The 17267-nt window shown below is 67.7% G+C and carries 19 protein-coding genes; 8 read left to right on the plus strand and 11 right to left on the minus strand.

Annotated features, from left to right (window positions below):
• Positions 1 to 57: 57 nt before the first annotated feature.
• From AAC979_RS14210 to AAC979_RS14220, 3 genes are all read right to left on the minus strand, one after another.
• Entirely contained in the window at positions 58 to 186 is a 129-nt protein-coding gene (locus AAC979_RS14210; protein WP_371347526.1) for a hypothetical protein, read from the minus strand.
• A 306-nt stretch (positions 187 to 492) separates the two neighbouring features.
• A complete protein-coding gene (locus AAC979_RS14215) occupies positions 493 to 1971 on the minus strand; it encodes a hypothetical protein (RefSeq protein ID WP_371347527.1) in 1479 nt (492 codons plus the stop codon).
• Positions 1972 to 1999: 28 nt separating this feature from the next.
• Positions 2000 to 3292, minus strand: coding sequence for an adenylosuccinate synthase (locus tag AAC979_RS14220; protein WP_371347528.1), 1293 nt, complete (start codon positions 3290 to 3292; stop codon positions 2000 to 2002).
• Positions 3293 to 3567: 275 nt separating this feature from the next.
• Here AAC979_RS14220 and AAC979_RS14225 point away from each other — a divergent pair, with 275 nt between their 5' ends.
• Both AAC979_RS14225 and AAC979_RS14230 read left to right on the plus strand, forming a co-directional pair.
• Positions 3568 to 4458, plus strand: coding sequence for a VOC family protein (locus tag AAC979_RS14225; RefSeq protein WP_371347529.1), 891 nt, complete (start codon positions 3568 to 3570; stop codon positions 4456 to 4458).
• 144 nt (positions 4459 to 4602) lie between these two features.
• Positions 4603 to 5568 (plus strand): DMT family transporter, encoded by a 966-nt coding sequence (locus tag AAC979_RS14230; RefSeq protein WP_371347530.1) that lies wholly within the window; start codon positions 4603 to 4605, stop codon positions 5566 to 5568.
• On the opposite strand, the gene AAC979_RS14235 is transcribed toward AAC979_RS14230, so the two are convergent.
• Positions 5509 to 6342 carry a GNAT family N-acetyltransferase gene (locus tag AAC979_RS14235; protein ID WP_371347531.1) on the minus strand — a complete coding sequence of 278 codons (834 nt, stop codon included), beginning with the start codon at positions 6340 to 6342 and terminating at the stop codon, positions 5509 to 5511. The two genes, AAC979_RS14230 and AAC979_RS14235, sit on opposite strands and share 60 nt — an antisense overlap.
• A 35-nt stretch (positions 6343 to 6377) precedes the next feature.
• Here AAC979_RS14235 and AAC979_RS14240 point away from each other — a divergent pair, with 35 nt between their 5' ends.
• Positions 6378 to 6935, plus strand: coding sequence for a two pore domain potassium channel family protein (locus AAC979_RS14240; protein WP_371347532.1), 558 nt, complete (start codon positions 6378 to 6380; stop codon positions 6933 to 6935).
• Here AAC979_RS14240 and AAC979_RS14245 read toward each other — a convergent pair.
• Positions 6863 to 7237, minus strand: coding sequence for an MliC family protein (locus AAC979_RS14245; protein ID WP_371347533.1), 375 nt, complete (start codon positions 7235 to 7237; stop codon positions 6863 to 6865). The two genes, AAC979_RS14240 and AAC979_RS14245, sit on opposite strands and share 73 nt — an antisense overlap.
• 275 nt (positions 7238 to 7512) lie before the next feature.
• On the opposite strand from AAC979_RS14245, the gene eda reads away from it, so the two are divergent.
• Positions 7513 to 8160 carry a bifunctional 4-hydroxy-2-oxoglutarate aldolase/2-dehydro-3-deoxy-phosphogluconate aldolase gene (gene eda / locus AAC979_RS14250; protein WP_371347534.1) on the plus strand — a complete coding sequence of 216 codons (648 nt, stop codon included), beginning with the start codon at positions 7513 to 7515 and terminating at the stop codon, positions 8158 to 8160.
• A gap of 126 nt (positions 8161 to 8286) precedes the next feature.
• Here the strand turns inward: eda and AAC979_RS14255 are convergent, their stop codons facing one another.
• The 4 genes from AAC979_RS14255 to AAC979_RS14270 form a co-directional block, all read right to left on the minus strand.
• The gene (locus AAC979_RS14255) at positions 8287 to 8481 is read right to left on the minus strand and encodes a type II toxin-antitoxin system HicA family toxin (protein ID WP_371347535.1); all 195 of its coding nucleotides are present in this window, start codon (positions 8479 to 8481) and stop codon (positions 8287 to 8289) included.
• Positions 8478 to 8750: a DUF1902 domain-containing protein gene (locus AAC979_RS14260; RefSeq protein WP_371347536.1), complete on the minus strand. Its 273-nt coding sequence runs from the start codon at positions 8748 to 8750 to the stop codon at positions 8478 to 8480. The genes AAC979_RS14255 and AAC979_RS14260 overlap by 4 nt, the downstream gene beginning before the upstream one ends.
• Before the next feature lie 25 nt (positions 8751 to 8775).
• Entirely contained in the window at positions 8776 to 10362 is a 1587-nt protein-coding gene (gene serA / locus AAC979_RS14265; protein ID WP_371347537.1) for a phosphoglycerate dehydrogenase, read from the minus strand.
• Between the two features lie 222 nt (positions 10363 to 10584).
• Positions 10585 to 11760, minus strand: a complete 1176-nt coding sequence (locus AAC979_RS14270) for a phosphoserine transaminase (RefSeq protein WP_371347538.1) — start codon at positions 11758 to 11760, stop codon at positions 10585 to 10587.
• A gap of 286 nt (positions 11761 to 12046) precedes the next feature.
• On the opposite strand from AAC979_RS14270, the gene AAC979_RS14275 reads away from it, so the two are divergent.
• Together AAC979_RS14275 and AAC979_RS14280 are read left to right on the plus strand one after the other, a co-directional pair.
• The gene (locus AAC979_RS14275) at positions 12047 to 12784 is read left to right on the plus strand and encodes a class I SAM-dependent methyltransferase (protein WP_371347539.1); all 738 of its coding nucleotides are present in this window, start codon (positions 12047 to 12049) and stop codon (positions 12782 to 12784) included.
• A 260-nt stretch (positions 12785 to 13044) separates the two neighbouring features.
• The gene (locus tag AAC979_RS14280) at positions 13045 to 13548 is read left to right on the plus strand and encodes an invasion associated locus B family protein (protein WP_371347540.1); all 504 of its coding nucleotides are present in this window, start codon (positions 13045 to 13047) and stop codon (positions 13546 to 13548) included.
• 69 nt (positions 13549 to 13617) lie between these two features.
• Here the strand turns inward: AAC979_RS14280 and AAC979_RS14285 are convergent, their stop codons facing one another.
• Positions 13618 to 14298 carry an outer membrane protein gene (locus tag AAC979_RS14285; RefSeq protein WP_371347541.1) on the minus strand — a complete coding sequence of 227 codons (681 nt, stop codon included), beginning with the start codon at positions 14296 to 14298 and terminating at the stop codon, positions 13618 to 13620.
• Positions 14299 to 14585: 287 nt separating this feature from the next.
• Positions 14586 to 15431, minus strand: coding sequence for a tellurite resistance TerB family protein (locus tag AAC979_RS14290; RefSeq protein ID WP_371347542.1), 846 nt, complete (start codon positions 15429 to 15431; stop codon positions 14586 to 14588).
• 272 nt (positions 15432 to 15703) lie between these two features.
• On the opposite strand from AAC979_RS14290, the gene AAC979_RS14295 reads away from it, so the two are divergent.
• Together AAC979_RS14295 and AAC979_RS14300 are read left to right on the plus strand one after the other, a co-directional pair.
• Positions 15704 to 16954: a sarcosine oxidase subunit beta family protein gene (locus AAC979_RS14295; RefSeq protein WP_371347543.1), complete on the plus strand. Its 1251-nt coding sequence runs from the start codon at positions 15704 to 15706 to the stop codon at positions 16952 to 16954.
• A gap of 12 nt (positions 16955 to 16966) precedes the next feature.
• On the plus strand, positions 16967 to 17266 hold the full coding sequence (locus AAC979_RS14300) for a sarcosine oxidase subunit delta (protein ID WP_371347544.1): 300 nt from the start codon (positions 16967 to 16969) through the stop codon (positions 17264 to 17266).
• The last annotated feature ends 1 nt before the right edge of the window (position 17267 follow it).

Genomic DNA, 17267 nt, shown 5'->3' on the forward strand with positions numbered 1-17267 from the left:
CGCCGCCTCACGAGCGACAAAGCAAAACCCCGCGGCGCCGCCGCGGGGTTTTTTGCATCACGCCGGGAAGCACTCCGGCGCCATGCCCGCCGTCTCCTCCTCGCCCAGCAATTCGACGATCAGGATCGTCATCCAGGCATGGACGAGGATGAGCAGCGGCAGGAGGGGATAGACCGACTGAAACATGCGCCGACTCCGATCGCGTCTCTGTTGCGATGCAACATACGCGACCGCGCATTGCTCTGGTATACCACATACCAGATACCGCCCTTGCGCCGGACGCATGACAATGACCCACCGGCACCCCGAGACCTCATCCGCGCCCGCATCCGCGCCCGCATCCTGTCAGCATCCCTGCCCGGCATCCCTGCCCGACCCCGCGCCCGCGCTTCGCCGGCACCAACAAAAAGGGGAAGCGCGCGGCTTCCCCCTGTCGTCGTCTCGTCGTCGTGAAGGCGCGGCGCGCTCTCCCTTCGGATTGGAGGCCTGCCCCTACTGCTGGCCCTGCGCCGGCTCCTGCGCGGGCGGCGCCGAGGTGAGCCCCCAGGCCGTATAGGCCTCGCGGAACGCCGCCTGACCGGCACCGCCCTTGTCCAGCACCAGAATGGCGCGGCGGCCATTCTCGAACACCAGCGGCAGGTCCAGCCAGTTGCGGCTGATGATGAAGCCGAGATTGCGCTGCACATCGGCCGGCAGCGAGGACAGGCCGATCAGGAAATAGTTCGGCGCCACCCGCACGGCGAGGCCGGTCAGCGGCGCGCCCTGCGCCCCTTCCGACGCCTTCGCCCGCATCCCCGGCACGCTGGAAATGTTGCCGAGGTCGAAGCCGGGCGGCAGCTTGAACTGCACCTCGACAATATGCGAGGCCGGGATCGACGGATCCTGGTTGCGGCGGAAGGTCAGCGTGGCGCTGAAATTGCGCGCGGGGATGGAGATTTCCGCCCGCACGCCGAGATCGGCCGGCTGGCCGGCGCTGGCGCTGGCCCGCTCCGTGCTCCACTCGACCGTGCCGACATATTGCTGCAGGCCCTGCTCGCCGCCGCCGGGGCTTTCCTCGAACAGCACGGCGCGCTGCTCGGCGCCGATGCCGGCTTCCGCACCTGCGGCTGCCTGCGGCGCGCTGGACGGCGCCGGGCCGGCATCGTCCGCCTGGGTGATGCGGTCGGTCGATTTCGGCGCATCGGTGCGCGCGGGCGTGGCGGGCGCCTGCGCCGTCGGCGCGCCATTGCCCGAACCGCCGTGAATCAGGCCGACAATGGCCGCACGCTGGGTGTAGCCGACCACGCCGCCGGCGATCAGCAGCAGCAGGAACACGCCAAGGCCGATGAAGCGGCTGCGTCCGCCCTTGGCGGGCGGTGCGTCCGCCACTGGCTCGTCCACCGCCGCCGGCGCCTCCGCCGGGACGGTTTCCTCGGCTTCGCGCTCGCGCACCAGCCGGGCGGCTTCGCTGCGCCAGTCGCCCCGGCCGGCGCCGCGCGGCGGCTCCAGCCCGGCGGCGACCGCTTCCGCCTCGGTCGGGTGGAAGCCCGCCACCGGCTCGGCTTCCCGCTCGGCTTCCCGCTCGACCGGGCGGCCGGACCAGCGCGGCTGCGGGGCGGCTTCCGGGAAACTGGCCGGCGACACGGGCGGGGCCGAAGCGGCCAGCGGCGCCCGTGCGGCCGGGGGCGTCGCCGGCGCCGGCGGGGCGGCAGGCTGAGGCGCCGGCGCGGCGGGCGGCGCCGGGGGGCTCGCGGGCCGTGCCGGCGGGGCGGCCGGGGCCGCCGCGCCGAAATCCGCCTCCACCCGGCCGATCGCCGTCTCCAGCGCCTGCTGCTCGCGCGCGACATCGGGCTCGGACAGCGGCGGGTCGACCGCCGTCAACTGAGCGAGGAGCGCCCGCCGCGCCCGCTCATACACAGCCTTGCGCGCCTCGGGCGTCTTGTCGGGAAGGCCGCCAACGGCGCGGGCGATGAGCGGGTAGTAGTCGGCCATGGGAAGCGATCAGGTCCGGAGGAGAGGTCTAGGATTCGAACGGGTTCTGCACCAGGATCGTATCATCGCGCTCGGGGCTGGTGGACAGCAAAGCCACCGGGCAGCCGATCAGTTCCTCGATGAGACGCACATACTTGACCGCCTCGGCCGGAAGATCGGCCCAGGAGCGGGCGCCGGCGGTCGATTCGCTCCAGCCCTCGATCGTCACATAGACCGGCTCGACCCGCGCCTGCGCGTCCTGCCCGGCGGGGAAATAGTCGATCTCCCGCCCGTCGAGCCGGTAGCGCGTGCAGATCTTCAGTTCGTCAAAGCCGTCCAGCACGTCGAGCTTGGTAAGCGCGATGCCGTTGATGCCTGACGTGCGCACGGTCTGGCGCACCAGCGCGGCGTCGAACCAGCCGCAGCGGCGCGGCCGGCCGGTAACGGTGCCGAACTCGTGGCCGCGCTCGCCAATGCGCCGGCCGGTATCGTCATGCAGTTCGGTCGGGAACGGGCCTTCGCCGACGCGGGTAGTATAGGCCTTGGTGATGCCGAGCACATAGCCGATCGCGCCCGGGCCGAGGCCGGAGCCGGTCGCCGCCTGCGCCGCGACCGTGTTGGAGGAGGTCACAAAAGGATAGGTGCCGTGGTCGACATCGAGCAGCGCGCCCTGCGCGCCCTCGAACAGGATTTTCGCGCCGCGCCGGCGCTCGTCGTCGAGCAGCGCCCAGGCCCGGTCCATATAGGGCAGCACCTTGGGGGCGATCTCGTTCAGTTCCTCGCGCAGCCGCGCGGCGTCGACTTCCTCGATGCCGAGGCCGCGCCGCAGCGCATTGTGATGCGCCAGCAGCCGCTCGATCTTGGCGTCGAGCGTGTCGGGCGAGGCGAGGTCGACGAGGCGGATGGCGCGCCGGCCCACCTTGTCCTCATAGGCCGGGCCGATGCCGCGCTTGGTGGTGCCGATCTTGGTGCCGGCGGAGGCGTTCTCGCGAATCGCGTCCAGTTCGCGGTGCAGCGGCAGGATCAGCGCGGCATTCTCTGCCACGCGCAGGCGTTCCGGCGTCACTTCCACGCCCTGGCCGGTGATGCGGGTGATCTCATCCACCAGCGCCCAGGGGTCCAGCACCACGCCATTGCCGATGATCGACAGCCGGGCACCGCGCACCAGTCCGGACGGCAGCAGCGACAATTTGTAGGTCTTGTTGCCGACGACGAGCGTATGCCCGGCATTGTGGCCGCCCTGGAAGCGGACGACCACGTCCGCCTGCTCGCTCAGCCAATCGACAATCTTGCCCTTACCCTCGTCGCCCCACTGGGAACCGACGACGACCACATTCGCCACGAGCCACGCTCCTGCATTGCGAGGCGGGGTGCGGCGGCGTGCCGTGCCCGCGCACAGACAAAGCCCCGGCGAACGTCCGACCGGGGCTGCATCGTCTTAAGGTATGACACCCTGAGAGGCAAGAACGCGGGCTTCACCGCTCGCCCGATGCACAAGGCACGGCGCCGCAGGCGACCATGGCAGGGCGATATTGCACAGCCGCAATCATCGAACGGTTGCAGTCCCCCTCTCCTTGCACGACCTTCATGGCACAACGCCAACGCCGTGAGGCCGCCATGACCACCCTGTCCGCCGCGCCGCTTTCCACCGCCACGCCCGCCTTGCCGGCGGGGCTGAAAATGGGCGCGGTGCGCCTGCGCGTGCGCGACGCGGCGCGCGCGGCCGCGTTCTACACCGGCACGGTGGGTCTCACGCTGCTCGGCAAGGGCGAGGATGGCAGCTTGCGCCTCGGCGTTGGCAATCAGACGCTGATCGAGCTGGTCGGCGCGCCGGATGCCCATGCGCGCCCGGCCGGCACTACCGGCCTGTTCCATGTCGCGCTGCTGGTGCCGGATCGTCCCGCGCTCGCCGTGGTGCTGCGCCGTCTGGTCGCGCAGGGCGTGCGGCTGGGCGCCTCCGACCATCTGGTGAGCGAGGCGCTCTATCTCGACGATCCCGACGGCAACGGCATCGAAATCTATCGCGACCGGCCGGAAGGCGAGTGGCGCTGGGACAAGGCGACGGTGGAGATGGCGACGCGCCCGCTCGATCTGCGGCACCTGCTCGCCGAGGTGCCGGCGGACACCGCGCTCGACGCGCCGATGCCGGCGGGCACGCGCGTCGGCCATGTGCATCTGCAGGTCGGCGACCTCGCCAGTGCCCGCCGCTTCTATGTCGACGCGCTCGGCTTCGCGGTGACGACGGACCGCTATCCCGGCGCGCTGTTCGTCAGCGCCGGCGGCTATCACCACCATCTCGGCCTCAACATCTGGCAGAGCCGCGGCGGCAAGGCGGCCCCGACGAACAGCGTCGGCCTCATCGACTGTGAGATCGTCCTGCCCGACGCCGCCGCCGTGGACGCGGTACGCGCGCGCCTGACCGCGGCGGGCGAGACGGTGACGGCGCGCGCGCAGGGCTTCGCTGTCGCCGATCCCTGGGGCACGGTTCTCGTCATCCGCGCCGGCTGACGGCCCGCCGCAGGCCCGTTCCATCACCGCCACGCGGCGATGGATCAGAAGATTTCATGCACGCGCCGCCCGCCCGGCGGCGCCTCTGTGTGACAAATGCGCTAAAGCCTCGGCGGGCTACCCGTTCCGCACCGGTGCCTGCCAATGTTCCGCCGCCTGTTCGACGCGCCTTATCTGCTGCTCACCCTGGTCTCGCTGTTCTGGGCGGGCAATATCGTGATGGGCCGGCATGTCGCCGGCCATGTGCCGCCGGTCACTCTCGCCTGGCTGCGCTGGGCACTGGCGGTCGCCATCCTGCTGCCCTTCGCCTGGCCGTCCATGCGGGCGGATTGGCCGCTGCTGCGCCGGCACTGGAAGCTGGTCGGGATTCTCGCCCTCGCCGGCATCACCCTGTTCAACACGATGCAGTATCACGGGCTGCAATTCACCCCGGCGCTCAACGTGCTGCTGATCCAGTCGACCGGCCCGCTGCTCATCGCCTTCTGGTCGCTGCTGCTGAATGGCGAGCGGCTGTCGGTCGGGCAGGGAATCGGCATCGGCCTGTCGCTGCTCGGCGTGCTCACCATCATCTGCCGCGGCGATCCGGCGGTGCTGGTGAACATCGGCTTCAACAAGGGCGATCTGTGGGTGATCGCCGCCATGACGCTCTACGGCGCTTATGCCGCGCTGCTGGCGCGCCGGCCGGCCTTTTCCGCGCTCGGCTTTCTCGGCATCAGCCTCGGCCTCGGCCTCATCCTGCTCACCCCGCTTTTCATCGCCGAGCGCATCATCGGCCCGCCGCTGACCTTCGATGCCAAGGCGATCACCGCCATCGCCTATGTCGCGCTGTTTCCCTCGCTGCTGGCCTATCTGTTCTTCAACCGCGCGGTGCTGCTGGTCGGCCCGAATCGCGCCGCGCCGTTCTTCCACCTGATGCCGGTGTTCGGCTCGGTGCTGGCCATCGTCTTTCTCGGCGAGCGCCCGCATCTCTACCACGCCGCCGGCTATGCGCTGGTGCTGGCGGGCGTCATCATCGCCACGCGCTGGGCGCCGAAGACCGGGCGCCCGGTCTCATCCCAGTTCGAAGCTGGTGACGCCATAGAGCGGGGCGAGCGTCGCCGGGCGGAGTGAGCCCCGGTACATCCGCGCGGTCTCGAAAACCGGGGCGAGCCCGTGCCGGCGGGCGAGCGCCAGCGCCGCCTCATTCGGCTCGGGCACGTCGAGCACCACCGGCTCATCCCCCGCCGCCGCCCGCAGCGCGCGGAACAGCGTCTCCGCCACCTCGGCATCTTCCGCCACCAGCGGCCCGATCTTCCAGCCCGCCCGCGCCGGGCGCACCACGCCCCAGCCGGCAAGCCGCCCGTCCCGCAGCACCGCCCGGCCGGCATGGGCCGGCGCCGTGGTCCACGCCTTGAGAAAGCCGGCACGGGGGGCGGGAAACACAAGGGCATCGCTGGCCGCGACCGCCTCGAACGGCACCTGCGCGAGGTCCACCGTCTCCCCCACCTCACCCGGCCCCGGCGTGCCGGCGAAGCGGATATTGCGGTGGGAGAGGACGAAGCCCTGCCTGCTATAATTGGCCTGCTGCGCCACCACCCCGTCGAGGCCGATGGTGCGCTCGCCGGCATGAGCGAGGCCGGCCTGCCAGAGCCGGAAGCCGATTCCCTGCCCGCGCAGCTCCGGCCGCACGATGTAGAAGCCGAGAAAGGCGAAGCGCGCGTCGTAATTCACCACCGAGATGACGGCGGCCGGTCGGCCCTCGACCTCCGCCACCCGAAAACCCGCGGGATCAACGGTGGCGAAGCACGCCGCGTCGGCCAGGCCGGGATTCCACCCTTCTCCCGCCGCCCACTCGATCGCCAGCCCGATTTCCGCCGTGTTAAGCGGGCGGATGCTTAACTGCATCGGCACTCCCTCCTCCGGCGCGCGGGCAAACGACGATGATCATTGAGGAAATCGGCATCGGGATCACGGTGATGATGCTGGTGATGCTGATTCATCTGATGGCGACCTACATCCTGCTCGATTTTGCGGACGCCTATGACAACAGGTTCAAGCAGCATCCGCGGCTGCGGCTGCTGCTCGCGCTCACCGTCGCCAATGTCGTGCTGCTCATCGCCCATCTCATTGAGGTCGGCTTCTGGGCCACGGTCTATGCCGCGCAGGGCATCGTCGAAGACCACAACGACGCCTTTTATTCCGCCTTCGTCAACTACACCGCGCTCGGCTTCGGTGAGTCGACGCAGGACGCCGGCACCCGGCTGATCGACCCGATGACCGCCGGCAGCGGCATCATGATGTTCGGCTGGAGCACGGCGTTGCTGTTCCTCGTCATCCAGCAGCACCTGCCGGAGGTCCGCCGCCCGCCGCGTCGGCGCGCCCCGCGCCGCGAAGAGCCCGGCCGCGAGGCCGCGCGCGAAGCCGCTCACGAGGGGTCGCTTTTGGCCGAGGCGCATGAGGCCACCGGTGCCGAATCCTCGCCCAGGGTCACGTCGTAGAGGTCGGCGCTGTCGCCCTTGCTCCACCAGATATATTTGCCGCCGGCATAGCGCGCGCCGGACGCGGCGATGACATTGGCCGCCACCACGAACTCGTCCTTGAACGACAGGCTGACCAGCGCCACCGGCGGGGCATTGACATACACCGCCGCGACCGCGCCGAAGGCGCCGCACGCATAGGTGACGCGGATCGTCTCGGCCTTCTCCCCCTGCGGCAGGGGAATGACGATCTGGTCCGCCCGCGCGACCCCCGACAGGAGGGCGAGCGCGGGCAGGGCGAACAGCAACGGACGGCAGGTCATGGCCTCACTCCGGTGGCGGGGATGGCGTGGCAGATGGCGTGGCAGATGGCTTGGCAACTCGCATGGCAAGGGCGCGCGACGCGGTGGCCCCTCCCCGGGCCCCCTGCCGGTCGGCTGGCGCCAAGCGGCGGTCAGGCTAGCCGGTCCGGCCGGCGGGCGGAACCCCGCCGGCGTCGATGCCGCAGTGCACAAATCTTGCCTGCACCTCTCGACAAGCCGGCGCCCGGCGGTCTTCATGGCGCAACCTGTCCTCGCAAATCTCCGCAAGGTGCCCGATGTCGCTTCCCGACCCCAGCTTCCTGCTCGCCCGCGCCCCCGTCGTTCCCGTCGTCACCGTGCCGAGCGTCGCGGCGGGGGTGAAGCTCGCCCGGGCACTTACCGAGGGCGGGCTGCCGCTGATCGAGGTGACGCTGCGCACGCCCGCCGCGCTGGAGGCCATCGCCGCCATCGCCGCCGAGGTGCCCGACGCCATCGTCGGCGCCGGCACGGTGACGCGGCCGGACCTGATCCAGAAATCCATCGACGCCGGCGCGCGCTTCCTCGTCAGCCCCGGCTGTCCGCCGGCGCTGGCGGAAGCGCTGGCGGAAGCGCCGGTGCCGGTCATGCCCGGCTGCGCCACCGCCACCGAGGCGATGACGCTGCACGCCCTCGGCTTCCCCGTGCTCAAGCTGTTCCCGGCGGAAGCGGTGGGCGGGGTCAATCTCATCAAGTCGCTCGCCGGCCCGCTCCCCGATCTGCGCTTCTGCCCGACCGGCGGCATCAGCCCGTCCAATGTCGGCGCCTATCTCGCCCAGCCCAACATCCTCGCCGTCGGCGGTTCCTGGGTGGCGCCGAACGAGGCGGTGACGATGGGCGACTGGGAACAGATCGTCGCCCTCGCCAAGGCCGCCGCCCGCCTGCACCGCGCCGCCTTCCCGATGTGAGCGGACGAAGCGGCGAAGGGACGAAGGGCGTCATCCCGGCCGAAGCGCAGCGAAGAGCCGGGATCGTCGTCGGAATGGGGAGCGATCCCGGATCGGCCTGACGGCCGCCCGGGGTGACGATGTTTGTCAGAAAGCCTTGGGCAGGCCCGCATCCTTGAGGATCGCGTTCATGGTGTGGCGGGACTTGGTGCCCTTGTCGATCACAAGGGTACGACCCGTCGATGGGTGCCACCAGACGACGTGGTCACCTTTGGCCTCGCGCAGATGCTCCCAGCCATTATCCATCAGGATACGACGGAGCGCGGGCCAGAAATCGCTCATGCGGCGGCGAGCTTCACGTGATCGGATACATGGGCGATGATCTCGATCGAGACATCGCCCGCCGCCTCGCCACGTTCTTCCAGCATATCGGGAACGATCAGCTTAAGACGTTCGCGCAGCACCTCGATCGAGGGCGCTTCGGTGAAGATATGCAAATCCTCAACGACGCTGCTCCAGACTTTCGCCTCGTCGTCCCAAATTGCCCTCGCGACTACGACCCGCATCGTTTGAGCCCTTTCCCGGATGTCGGGCGCATGATCGCCCAACATCCGGGGTCCGTCAAAGCCCCGCGCCTCAGAACGCCAGCGGCTTGGCCTGCTTCACCGAGGGAAGCTGCTGCACCTGGGCCAGCAGCTCGGCCGGCACCGAGCCGTCCACTTCCACCAGCGCGATGGCGTCGCCGCCCTGCCGGTCGCGGCCGAGCGCGAAGGTGGCGATGTTGATGCCGGCATCGCCCAAGAGGCCGGCGAAGCGGCCGACAAAGCCCGGCTTGTCCTCATTGGTGACGTAGAGCATGGAGGGGGCGAACTCGGCGTCCACCTTGATGCCCTTGATGTCGACAATGCGCGGGCGCCCATCGGCGAACACCGTGCCGGAGATGGAGCGCTCCATCTTGTCGGTGATGACGGTGAGCGTGATCAGGCTCTCATAATCGCCGGCGATCTCGCGGGTGGTCTCTTCCACCACGATGCCCCGCTCCTTGGCGATGCTCGGGGCGGAAACGACATTGATGTCCGCCAGCGCCGGGCGCAGCAGGCCGGCCACCGCCGCCGAGGTCAGCGCCTTGATCTTCAGGCTGGCCACCGCGCCGTCATAGGTGATGCGCACGGTCTGGATGTCGGTGTCGGTGAGCTGGCCGGCGAAGGAGCCCAGCTTTTCCGCCAGTTCGATGAACGGCTTCAGCTTGGGCGCCTCTTCCGCCGTGATCGAGGGGAAGTTCACCGCGTTGGAAATGGCGCCGCGCAGCAGATAGTCGCTCATCTGCTCGGCCACCTGCAGCGCGACATTCTCCTGCGCCTCGGTGGTGGAGGCGCCGAGATGCGGGGTGCAGATCACGTTGGGCAGGCCGAACAGCGGGTTCTCGGTCGCCGGCTCGGTGATGAACACGTCGAAGGCCGCGCCCGCGACCTGGCCGCTCTTCAGCGCTTCCGCCAGCGCCGCCTCGTCGACCAGCCCGCCGCGCGCGCAGTTGACGATGCGCACGCCCTTCTTCGTCTTGGCGATGGCCTCGGCGGAGAGCACGTTGCGGGTCTTGTCGGTCAGCGGCGTGTGCAGGGTGATGACATCGGCGCGGGCGAGCAGATCGTCCAGCTCCACCTTCTCGACGCCGATATCCTTGGCGCGCTCCGGCGAGAGGAAGGGGTCGAAGGCGATGACCTTCATCTTCAGCCCGATGGCGCGGTCGGCGACGATGGAGCCGATATTGCCGCAGCCGATGATGCCGAGCGTCTTGGCGGTCAGCTCCACGCCCATGAAGCGGTTCTTCTCCCACTTGCCGGCCTGGGTGGAGGCATCGGCGGCGGGGATTTCGCGCGCCAGCGCGAACATCATGGCGATGGCGTGCTCGGCGGTGGTGATGGAGTTGCCGAACGGCGTGTTCATCACGATCACGCCCTTGGCGGTGGCGGCCGGGATGTCGACATTGTCGACGCCGATGCCGGCGCGCCCCACCACCTTCAGCCGGGTGGCATTGGCGAGGATCTTCGGCGTCACCTTGGTGGCGGAGCGGATGGCGAGGCCATCATAATTGCCGATGATCTCGGCCAGCTTGTCCTTGTCCTTGCCCAGCGCCGGCTGGAAATCGACCTCGATGCCGCGGTCTTTGAAGATCTGCACGGCGGCGGGGGAAAGCGCGTCGGAAATGAGAACGCGGGGAGCCATGGGCTTCATCCTGTTCAGAAAAGGGGAACATCGACCCGCGCGGAGCGGGAGGGAGGAAGGCTCCCGCCGCTGGCGGGAGGGGACGACGAAGCGTTCGTCGGGCGCACATGCACGGCGTCGAAGGCGAGACGCGGCCGGGAGAGAAAGCCCTTCGCCTTCGGATCCTGCACGGCCCCTTCGCCGTCCCCTTGCGTCAGCGGCGGGGACCGTCGCGAAAGGGGCTCAGGCCGCCTGCTTGAGGCCGGCCTTGGCGGTGGCGAAAGCCCAGTCGAGCCACGGCAGCAGCGCGTCGAGATCGGACGCCTCGACCGTGGCACCCGCCCAGATGCGCAGGCCCGCCGGCGCGTCGCGATAGGCGCCGATGTCATAGGCGACGCCGGCCTTTTCCAGCGACGCCGCCAGCGCCTTGGCGAAAGCCGCCTGCGCGTCCGGCGCCAGCGCCTTCACCTCGGGGTCGGCGACGACGAGGCACACGCTGGTGTTGGAGCGGGTTTCCGGCACTTTGGCGAGGAAGTCGATCCAGGGCGTCTTGGCCACATAGTCGGCCAGCACCTTGAAATTGGCATCCGAGCGCGCCCGCAGGCCCTTGAGCCCGCCCACCGCCTTCGCCCAGTTCAGCGCGTCGATATAGTCCTCGACGCAGAGCATGGACGGGGTGTTGATGGTCTCGCCCTCGAAGGTGCCTTCGATCAGCTTGCCGCCCTTGGTGAGGCGGAAGATCTTCGGCAGCGGCCAGGCCGGCACATAGCTTTCCAGCCGCTCGACCGCGCGCGGCGAGAGGATGAGCATGCCGTGCGCGGCTTCCCCGCCCAGCACCTTCTGCCAGCTATAGGTCACGACATCGAGCTTCTGCCAGTCGAGATCCTGCGCGAAGGCGGCGGAAGTGGCGTCGCAAATGGTCAGCCCCTGCCGGTCGGTGGGGATGAAATCGCCATTCGGCACCCGCACGCCGGAGGTGGTGCCGTTCCAGGTGAAGACCACGTCATGGTCGAAATTCACCTGCGCGAGATCGGGCAGTTCGCCATAGGGCGCTTTCAGGACGCGGGCGTCCTTGAGCTTGAGCTGCTTGACGACATCCGTCACCCAGCCTTCGCCGAAGCTTTCCCAGGCCAGAAGGTCGACCGGGCGGGCGCCGAGCAGCGACCACAGCGCCATCTCGACCGCGCCGGTGTCGGAAGCGGGGACGATGCCGATGCGGTAATCGGCGGGAATTTCCAGGACTTCGCGGGTGAGGTCGATGGCGAGCTTCAGCTTCGCCTTGCCGACCTTGGCCCGGTGCGAGCGGCCGAGCGGAGCGTCGCTCAAAGCCTCAAGCGTCCAGCCGGGACGCTTGGCACAGGGGCCGGAAGAAAAATTGGGATTGGCCGGCTTCACAGCCGGCTGCGCGGTATTCGTCATGATAGCCATCCTTCCAGATGGGTGCCCCTCGGTGGGGAGGGGTAGCCCGAGGAGCGATCTACTCCCGCCGGTTGGGAAAGGCAAGAGGAAACCCCGACAGATCCGGGCGACTTCGACAGCAACGGAGGTGAAACCGGGAGCGTCAGCGTCTCTCCGGAAACCGTCCGGTTCGAGGATTTCAATCGGTCGGCATCAAGGTTCGGGAAAATCGATTCATAAATCTTGCGAGTAAATATATGATACATTACTATAATTTTGATATATTCGCAGTTAGGGAAATTGCAATATGAAGCTTCTGAAGGCGGCGGCGTGGCGCGCCCGCCAGGCGCTATGGGCGGCGGAATCTATTTTCGATAAAAAATATCTTCATAGAGATGTTAAAAGGCCAGAACACGTCGACCACGGCAAATGGTTGGATTATTTATCCTCCATCTCAAACAAGGAAGGACTAAATATCTTAGAAGTTGGAAGCCGTGAAGTGACCGGAAAATCACGAGCTAGGACGGCCTTTTCAAAAGCAAATTATACAGGATTTGATTATTATGAAGGATCAAATGTGGACGTTGTGGGTGACGCCCATAGGCTTTCATCATATTTCGTAGACAAAAAATTTGATTTGATATTTTCATCGGCATGCTTCGAACATTTTGCAATGCCGTGGCTAGTCGCGACTGAAATATCCAAGTTACTTAATGTCGGAGGTTATGTTTTTGTTGAGACTCATTTTTCATACGGAACACACGAACGGCCCTGGAATTTTTTCCAATTTTCCGATATGGGCCTTAAAGTTCTATTCTCGGAAGCGTTGGGATTTCAATACCTCGATGGGGGCATGAGCAACCCAATTGTCGGTAGATTTTCCGTATATTCAAACCCATACCTCAGACTTCAACCAGTTGTGGGTTTGTACTGTCATTCCCAGTTCCTAGGCCAAAAAGTAAAAGACGTACCGAATTTCGACTGGGCACAGGTTGATATGGACCTTCTGACTCAGCGGACCGTGTATCCGCCGCCGAAAGCGTAATTCATCTTGAGTTGCGAGTAAAATCCTCGTGTATCCATCCGATCCCGATTCATTGCGGCATCTCTGATGCCGGTCACCTTGCCTCGATGGGCGGCGCCACTTCGGTCGCCGCCTTCGCCGCGTTGACGGTCGCGAAACTGTCACCCGACCGCCGGCCTGTCCACATTGTGATCGCGATCCGGCCCCTTGCCTTAACGCTGTCTTAACGCTGACCGACAAGTCTTCTGCGCTGAACCACAGACGAGAGGAGGCCTCGCGACATGATCGGACGGACCGCCATCGCACTGAGTGTGATGTTCCTTGCCACGACGAGCGCCATGGCTGCCAAACCGACAGCAATGGGCGAGTACAAGGACTGGAGCGCCTGGCGCTTCAACGCCAACGGCAAACCGCAATGCTATACCATCAGCACGCCCATCGCGAAGAAGCCCGAGCGCCTGACCCATGGCGATGTGACGTTCTTTGTCACCGCCCTGCCCAACACCGCCCAGCGCACCGAGGTGAGTTTCCAGACCGGCTACAGCTTCGCCGCCGGCTCGCAGGTGGTGGCCAGCATTGGCGACGACAAATTCGTGATGATGACCGAGGGCAGCAGCGCCTGGCTGCGCCGGGCCGAGCGCGAGCCGGCCTTTCTGGAAGCGCTGCGCGGCGGCAGCCAGATGAGCATCAGCGCCACCTCGGCGCGCGGCAATGACACGAGCTACGTGTTCTCGCTCAGCGGCGTCACCGCCGCGACCGACCGCATCCTGTCGGGCTGCCGCTGAAAGGCCGCTCCGCCGGCGGGTTGAGGCCCACGCCCTCGCCCGCCGGTGCGCGCCTCAGTGGAACGCAACTCAGTCGAAGAGGTAGCGCAGGCCGAGCCGCACTTCATGCGCCGCCTGGCTGAAGCCGGAAAATCCGCCGCCGAGCTCGGCATTCTCGATGCGGACATAGCGGTAGCCGAGATCGACCTGCCAGTTCGGCGCCAGCGACACCGTGCCGCCCGCCATCGCCGCCCAGGCGAAGCCCCAGCCCTCACCCGCCCCGATCCCGGACAGGGAGACATGCGCCGCGCCGAGGCCGGCGCCGATATAGGGCGTCACCCCCTGCCAGGTGCCGAGGTCGAGATAGGCATTGGCGAGCAGCGTCACGGCGCTCGCGTCCCCGCTCCAGCCGCGAAAGCGGGCGTCGGCGGCGCTGCGGTAATCCGCCGTCAGGTCGAGCCGCAGCATGTCGTTCAGCCGCAGCCCGGCGCCGAGGCCGAACGTGCCGGCATCACCCAGCGGCGCATGACCGGCGGCGCCGAGATCGGCCGATTCGTTGAACGCGAAGCCGATATCGCCGCGCAGATAGAAGCTGCGGGTCTCCTCGATCTCGGGCGCGCGCGCCAGCAGGTCGTCGGCGTCGAACTCGTCAAGCGTGTCGGCCGCTCTGGCCGCGCCGCTCGCGGCGAGCAGCACAAGGCCCGCGCACGCCAGCCGCGCCCGCAGCGACTCCCACCCCGCTTCACCCTTCACCCGACGATCGAAACCCATGCACCCATCCCCGACGAGCCGGGAATTCCCCGGCGTTCTTCGACGGCTGCACTGTGCCCGCGAGTGATTAAGAGCGACTTAACCTTAACGCTTAACCTTGATTACCTCCGGGCGGAGCATAGCTCCTGCCCCGGCAAGCCCAAAGAGCTTTGCCGCCCCTCCTTGCGTCATCCCGGACGGGCCACCGGCCCGATCCGGGATCGTTCCGGCATCCGGCGCACGATCCCGGCTCTTCGCCTTCGGCTACGGCCGGGATGACGACCCAAGGGCGACACTGCCAAACAGCCTCACCCCACCCGCGCGGCGCGGGCGCTGGCTTCCAGATGCGGTACCAGCGCCGGGTCCAGCTTCAGCGCCGTCGCCAGCCGGGCGAGGAACACGCGCTCGGAAGTGGTGTCGGCGTCGATGGCGAGCAGCGCGGTCATATAGACCTCCGCCGCCTGCTCGGGCGAGGTGGCCTCGCCCGCCAGCGCCTCGGGCGTCGCCGGGGCGCCGAGCTCCGCCGTGAGGAAGCGCTCGGCCTCGTCCAGCGGAGCGCCGCTCAGCTTGGCGGAAATCGCCGCACGCTCGGCCTCATCGACATGGCCGTCGGCGAGCGAGGCGGCGATCATGGTGCGCAGCAGGGTCACGTCGAAATGGCTGCGCTCGGCCTGCGCGGGGTGAAACGGCGACTGCGCGGGCGGCAGCTGGTTCGGCACCGGCTCGGCCGCGGTCTGCTGCGGCTTCTGGCCCTGCTGGTAGTTCTGGTACGCCTTGTAAGCCAGCGTGCCGACAAGGGCGAGGCCGCCGAGCTTCACTGCATTGCCGGCCATCTTGCGGCCGCTCTTGCTGCCGAGCACCAGCGAGACCAGCGCGCCGGCCGCCGCGCCGGAGGCGAGCGAGCCGCCATTATTGCCGAGATAATCCTTTGCCCGGCCCATGAGATCACCGGCGCCGGACGAGGCCGTGCCCGCGCCGGGCGGCTGCGCATTGGCGCTGCCGGTGACGCCGCCACCCCCTAAGCTGCCCGCGAGGCCGCCGAGCAGCCCGCCCAGCGGGTTCGTCTGCGCGGGCACCTGCCCCTGCGTGCCCGCCTGCGGCGTGAGGAACTGGTCGAGGAGCCGCTTGGCGTCGAAACTGCCGCTGTTGAACATGGTGCATCCCGTGTGTCTGTCTCCCCTCGCAGGTAGGCAGCAATCATGGCTTCCGCAAGGAAAGCCCGGCCCGCGCGATCACCCCCTCGTGATGGGCGCGCCGGGGCGGCAGATCACGCCGGTGTCGCATCTCATGTCGCATTCGTTCAACGTCAGCGCCGAAACAATGCTCGCCTGTCGCCGGCCGGCGCGCGAGCATGCAGCATGGATGACAAAGGCGCCTCCGCCCCCGGCGAAGCGCACCGGTCTCACTCTTTGCGTCGGAGGCGAATGTGCAGAAATTCTCCGGCTTCGAGCTATTCCGCCGCGCGCTGGGCGGCCACAAGAGCTGGCAGCCGCAATGGCGCAATCCCGAGCCGAAGCCCGAATACGATGTCGTCATCGTCGGCGCCGGCGGGCATGGGCTGGCGGCGGCCTATTACCTCGCCAAGGAACACGGCATCACCAATGTCGCGGTGATCGAGCGCGGCTGGCTCGGCGGCGGCAATACCGGCCGCAACACCACCATCGTGCGCTCGAACTATCTGTTCGACGAGAGCGCCGCGCTCTACGAACATGCGGTGAAGCTGTGGGAAGGCCTGTCGCAGGACATCAACTACAACGTGATGTATTCGGCGCGCGGCGTGTTGATGCTGGCGCACAACCATCATGACGAGATCAGCTTCAAGCGCCATGTCCACGCCAACCGTCTGAACGGCGTCGACAATGAGTGGCTGACCGCCGAGCAGGTGAAGGAATTCTGCCCGCCGCTCAATATCAAGAGCATGCGCTACCCCATCATTGGCGGCGCGCTGCAGCGGCGCGGCGGCACGGCGCGGCACGACGCGGTGGCCTGGGGTTTCGCCCGCGCGGCGGATTCGCGCGGCGTCGACATCATCCAGAACTGCGAAGTCACCGGCATCCGCCGCGGCCCCTCCGGCGCGGTGGAAGGGGTGGAAACCTCGCGCGGCTTCATCGGCGCGAAGAAGATCGGTGTCTCCGCCGCCGGCCACACCAGCGTCGTCATGGCGATGGCCGGGCTGCGCATGCCGCTGGAAAGCTTCCCGCTGCAGGCGCTGGTGTCGGAACCGGTCAAGCCCGCCTTCCCCACCGTTGTCATGAGCAACACCATCCACGCCTATATCTCGCAGTCCGACAAGGGCGAGATGGTGATCGGCGCCGGCACGGATGCCTACACCTCCTATTCCCAGCGCGGCGCGCTGCACATCACCGCCCACACGCTCGACGCCATCTGCGAGCTGGTCCCGCAGTTCCGCCGCCTGCGCATGCTGCGCAACTGGGGCGGCATTGTCGACGTTACGCCCGACCGTTCGCCGATCATCGCCAAGACTCCGGTGCCGGGGCTCTATGTGAATTGCGGCTGGGGCACCGGCGGCTTCAAGGCGACGCCGGGTTCCGGCCATGTCTTCGCCCACACCATCGCCAGGGACGCGCCGCACGCGATCAACGCGCCGTTCACGCTGGAGCGCTTCCGCGACGGCTTCCTGATCGACGAAGCGGCCGCCGCCGCCGTCGCGCACTGAGGAGGGCGCACCATGCTCATCATCACCTGCCCCTGGTGCGGCGCCCGGCCGGAAGTCGAATTCCGCTATGGCGGCGAGGCGCACATCGCCCGCCCGGCCGACCCTTCCGCCCTCACCGACGCGGAATGGGCCGATTTCCTCTACAACCGCACCAATCCCAAGGGCCTGCACGCCGAGCGCTGGCGGCACATCCATGGCTGCGGCCGCTATTTCAACGCGCTGCGCGACACGGTGAGCGACTTCTTCGTCACCACCTACAAGGCCGGCGAGCCGCGCCCGGATGTCGACGCCTCCAGCGGCGGGAGCAAGTGAC

Origin of the sequence: Ancylobacter sp. IITR112, assembly GCF_041415945.1 — a bacterium.
Taxonomy (GTDB): Bacteria; Pseudomonadota; Alphaproteobacteria; order Rhizobiales; family Xanthobacteraceae; genus Ancylobacter.

What these genes read in the sequence shown, in the direction of transcription:
- AAC979_RS14225 (WP_371347529.1), top strand. Translation starts at nt 3,568, where the DNA reads ATGACCACCCTGTCCGCCGCGCCGCTTTCCACCGCCACGCCCGCCTTG.
- eda (WP_371347534.1), top strand. Translation starts at nt 7,513, where the DNA reads ATGTCGCTTCCCGACCCCAGCTTCCTGCTCGCCCGCGCCCCCGTCGTT.
- AAC979_RS14260 (WP_371347536.1), bottom strand. Translation starts at nt 8,750, where the DNA reads ATGTTGGGCGATCATGCGCCCGACATCCGGGAAAGGGCTCAAACGATG.
- AAC979_RS14240 (WP_371347532.1), top strand. Translation starts at nt 6,378, where the DNA reads ATGATCATTGAGGAAATCGGCATCGGGATCACGGTGATGATGCTGGTG.
- AAC979_RS14245 (WP_371347533.1), bottom strand. Translation starts at nt 7,237, where the DNA reads ATGACCTGCCGTCCGTTGCTGTTCGCCCTGCCCGCGCTCGCCCTCCTG.
- AAC979_RS14290 (WP_371347542.1), bottom strand. Translation starts at nt 15,431, where the DNA reads ATGTTCAACAGCGGCAGTTTCGACGCCAAGCGGCTCCTCGACCAGTTC.
- AAC979_RS14215 (WP_371347527.1), bottom strand. Translation starts at nt 1,971, where the DNA reads ATGGCCGACTACTACCCGCTCATCGCCCGCGCCGTTGGCGGCCTTCCC.
- AAC979_RS14210 (WP_371347526.1), bottom strand. Translation starts at nt 186, where the DNA reads ATGTTTCAGTCGGTCTATCCCCTCCTGCCGCTGCTCATCCTCGTCCAT.
- AAC979_RS14255 (WP_371347535.1), bottom strand. Translation starts at nt 8,481, where the DNA reads ATGAGCGATTTCTGGCCCGCGCTCCGTCGTATCCTGATGGATAATGGC.
- AAC979_RS14235 (WP_371347531.1), bottom strand. Translation starts at nt 6,342, where the DNA reads ATGCAGTTAAGCATCCGCCCGCTTAACACGGCGGAAATCGGGCTGGCG.
- AAC979_RS14280 (WP_371347540.1), top strand. Translation starts at nt 13,045, where the DNA reads ATGATCGGACGGACCGCCATCGCACTGAGTGTGATGTTCCTTGCCACG.
- AAC979_RS14270 (WP_371347538.1), bottom strand. Translation starts at nt 11,760, where the DNA reads ATGACGAATACCGCGCAGCCGGCTGTGAAGCCGGCCAATCCCAATTTT.
- AAC979_RS14275 (WP_371347539.1), top strand. Translation starts at nt 12,047, where the DNA reads ATGAAGCTTCTGAAGGCGGCGGCGTGGCGCGCCCGCCAGGCGCTATGG.
- serA (WP_371347537.1), bottom strand. Translation starts at nt 10,362, where the DNA reads ATGGCTCCCCGCGTTCTCATTTCCGACGCGCTTTCCCCCGCCGCCGTG.
- AAC979_RS14230 (WP_371347530.1), top strand. Translation starts at nt 4,603, where the DNA reads ATGTTCCGCCGCCTGTTCGACGCGCCTTATCTGCTGCTCACCCTGGTC.
- AAC979_RS14300 (WP_371347544.1), top strand. Translation starts at nt 16,967, where the DNA reads ATGCTCATCATCACCTGCCCCTGGTGCGGCGCCCGGCCGGAAGTCGAA.
- AAC979_RS14285 (WP_371347541.1), bottom strand. Translation starts at nt 14,298, where the DNA reads ATGGGTTTCGATCGTCGGGTGAAGGGTGAAGCGGGGTGGGAGTCGCTG.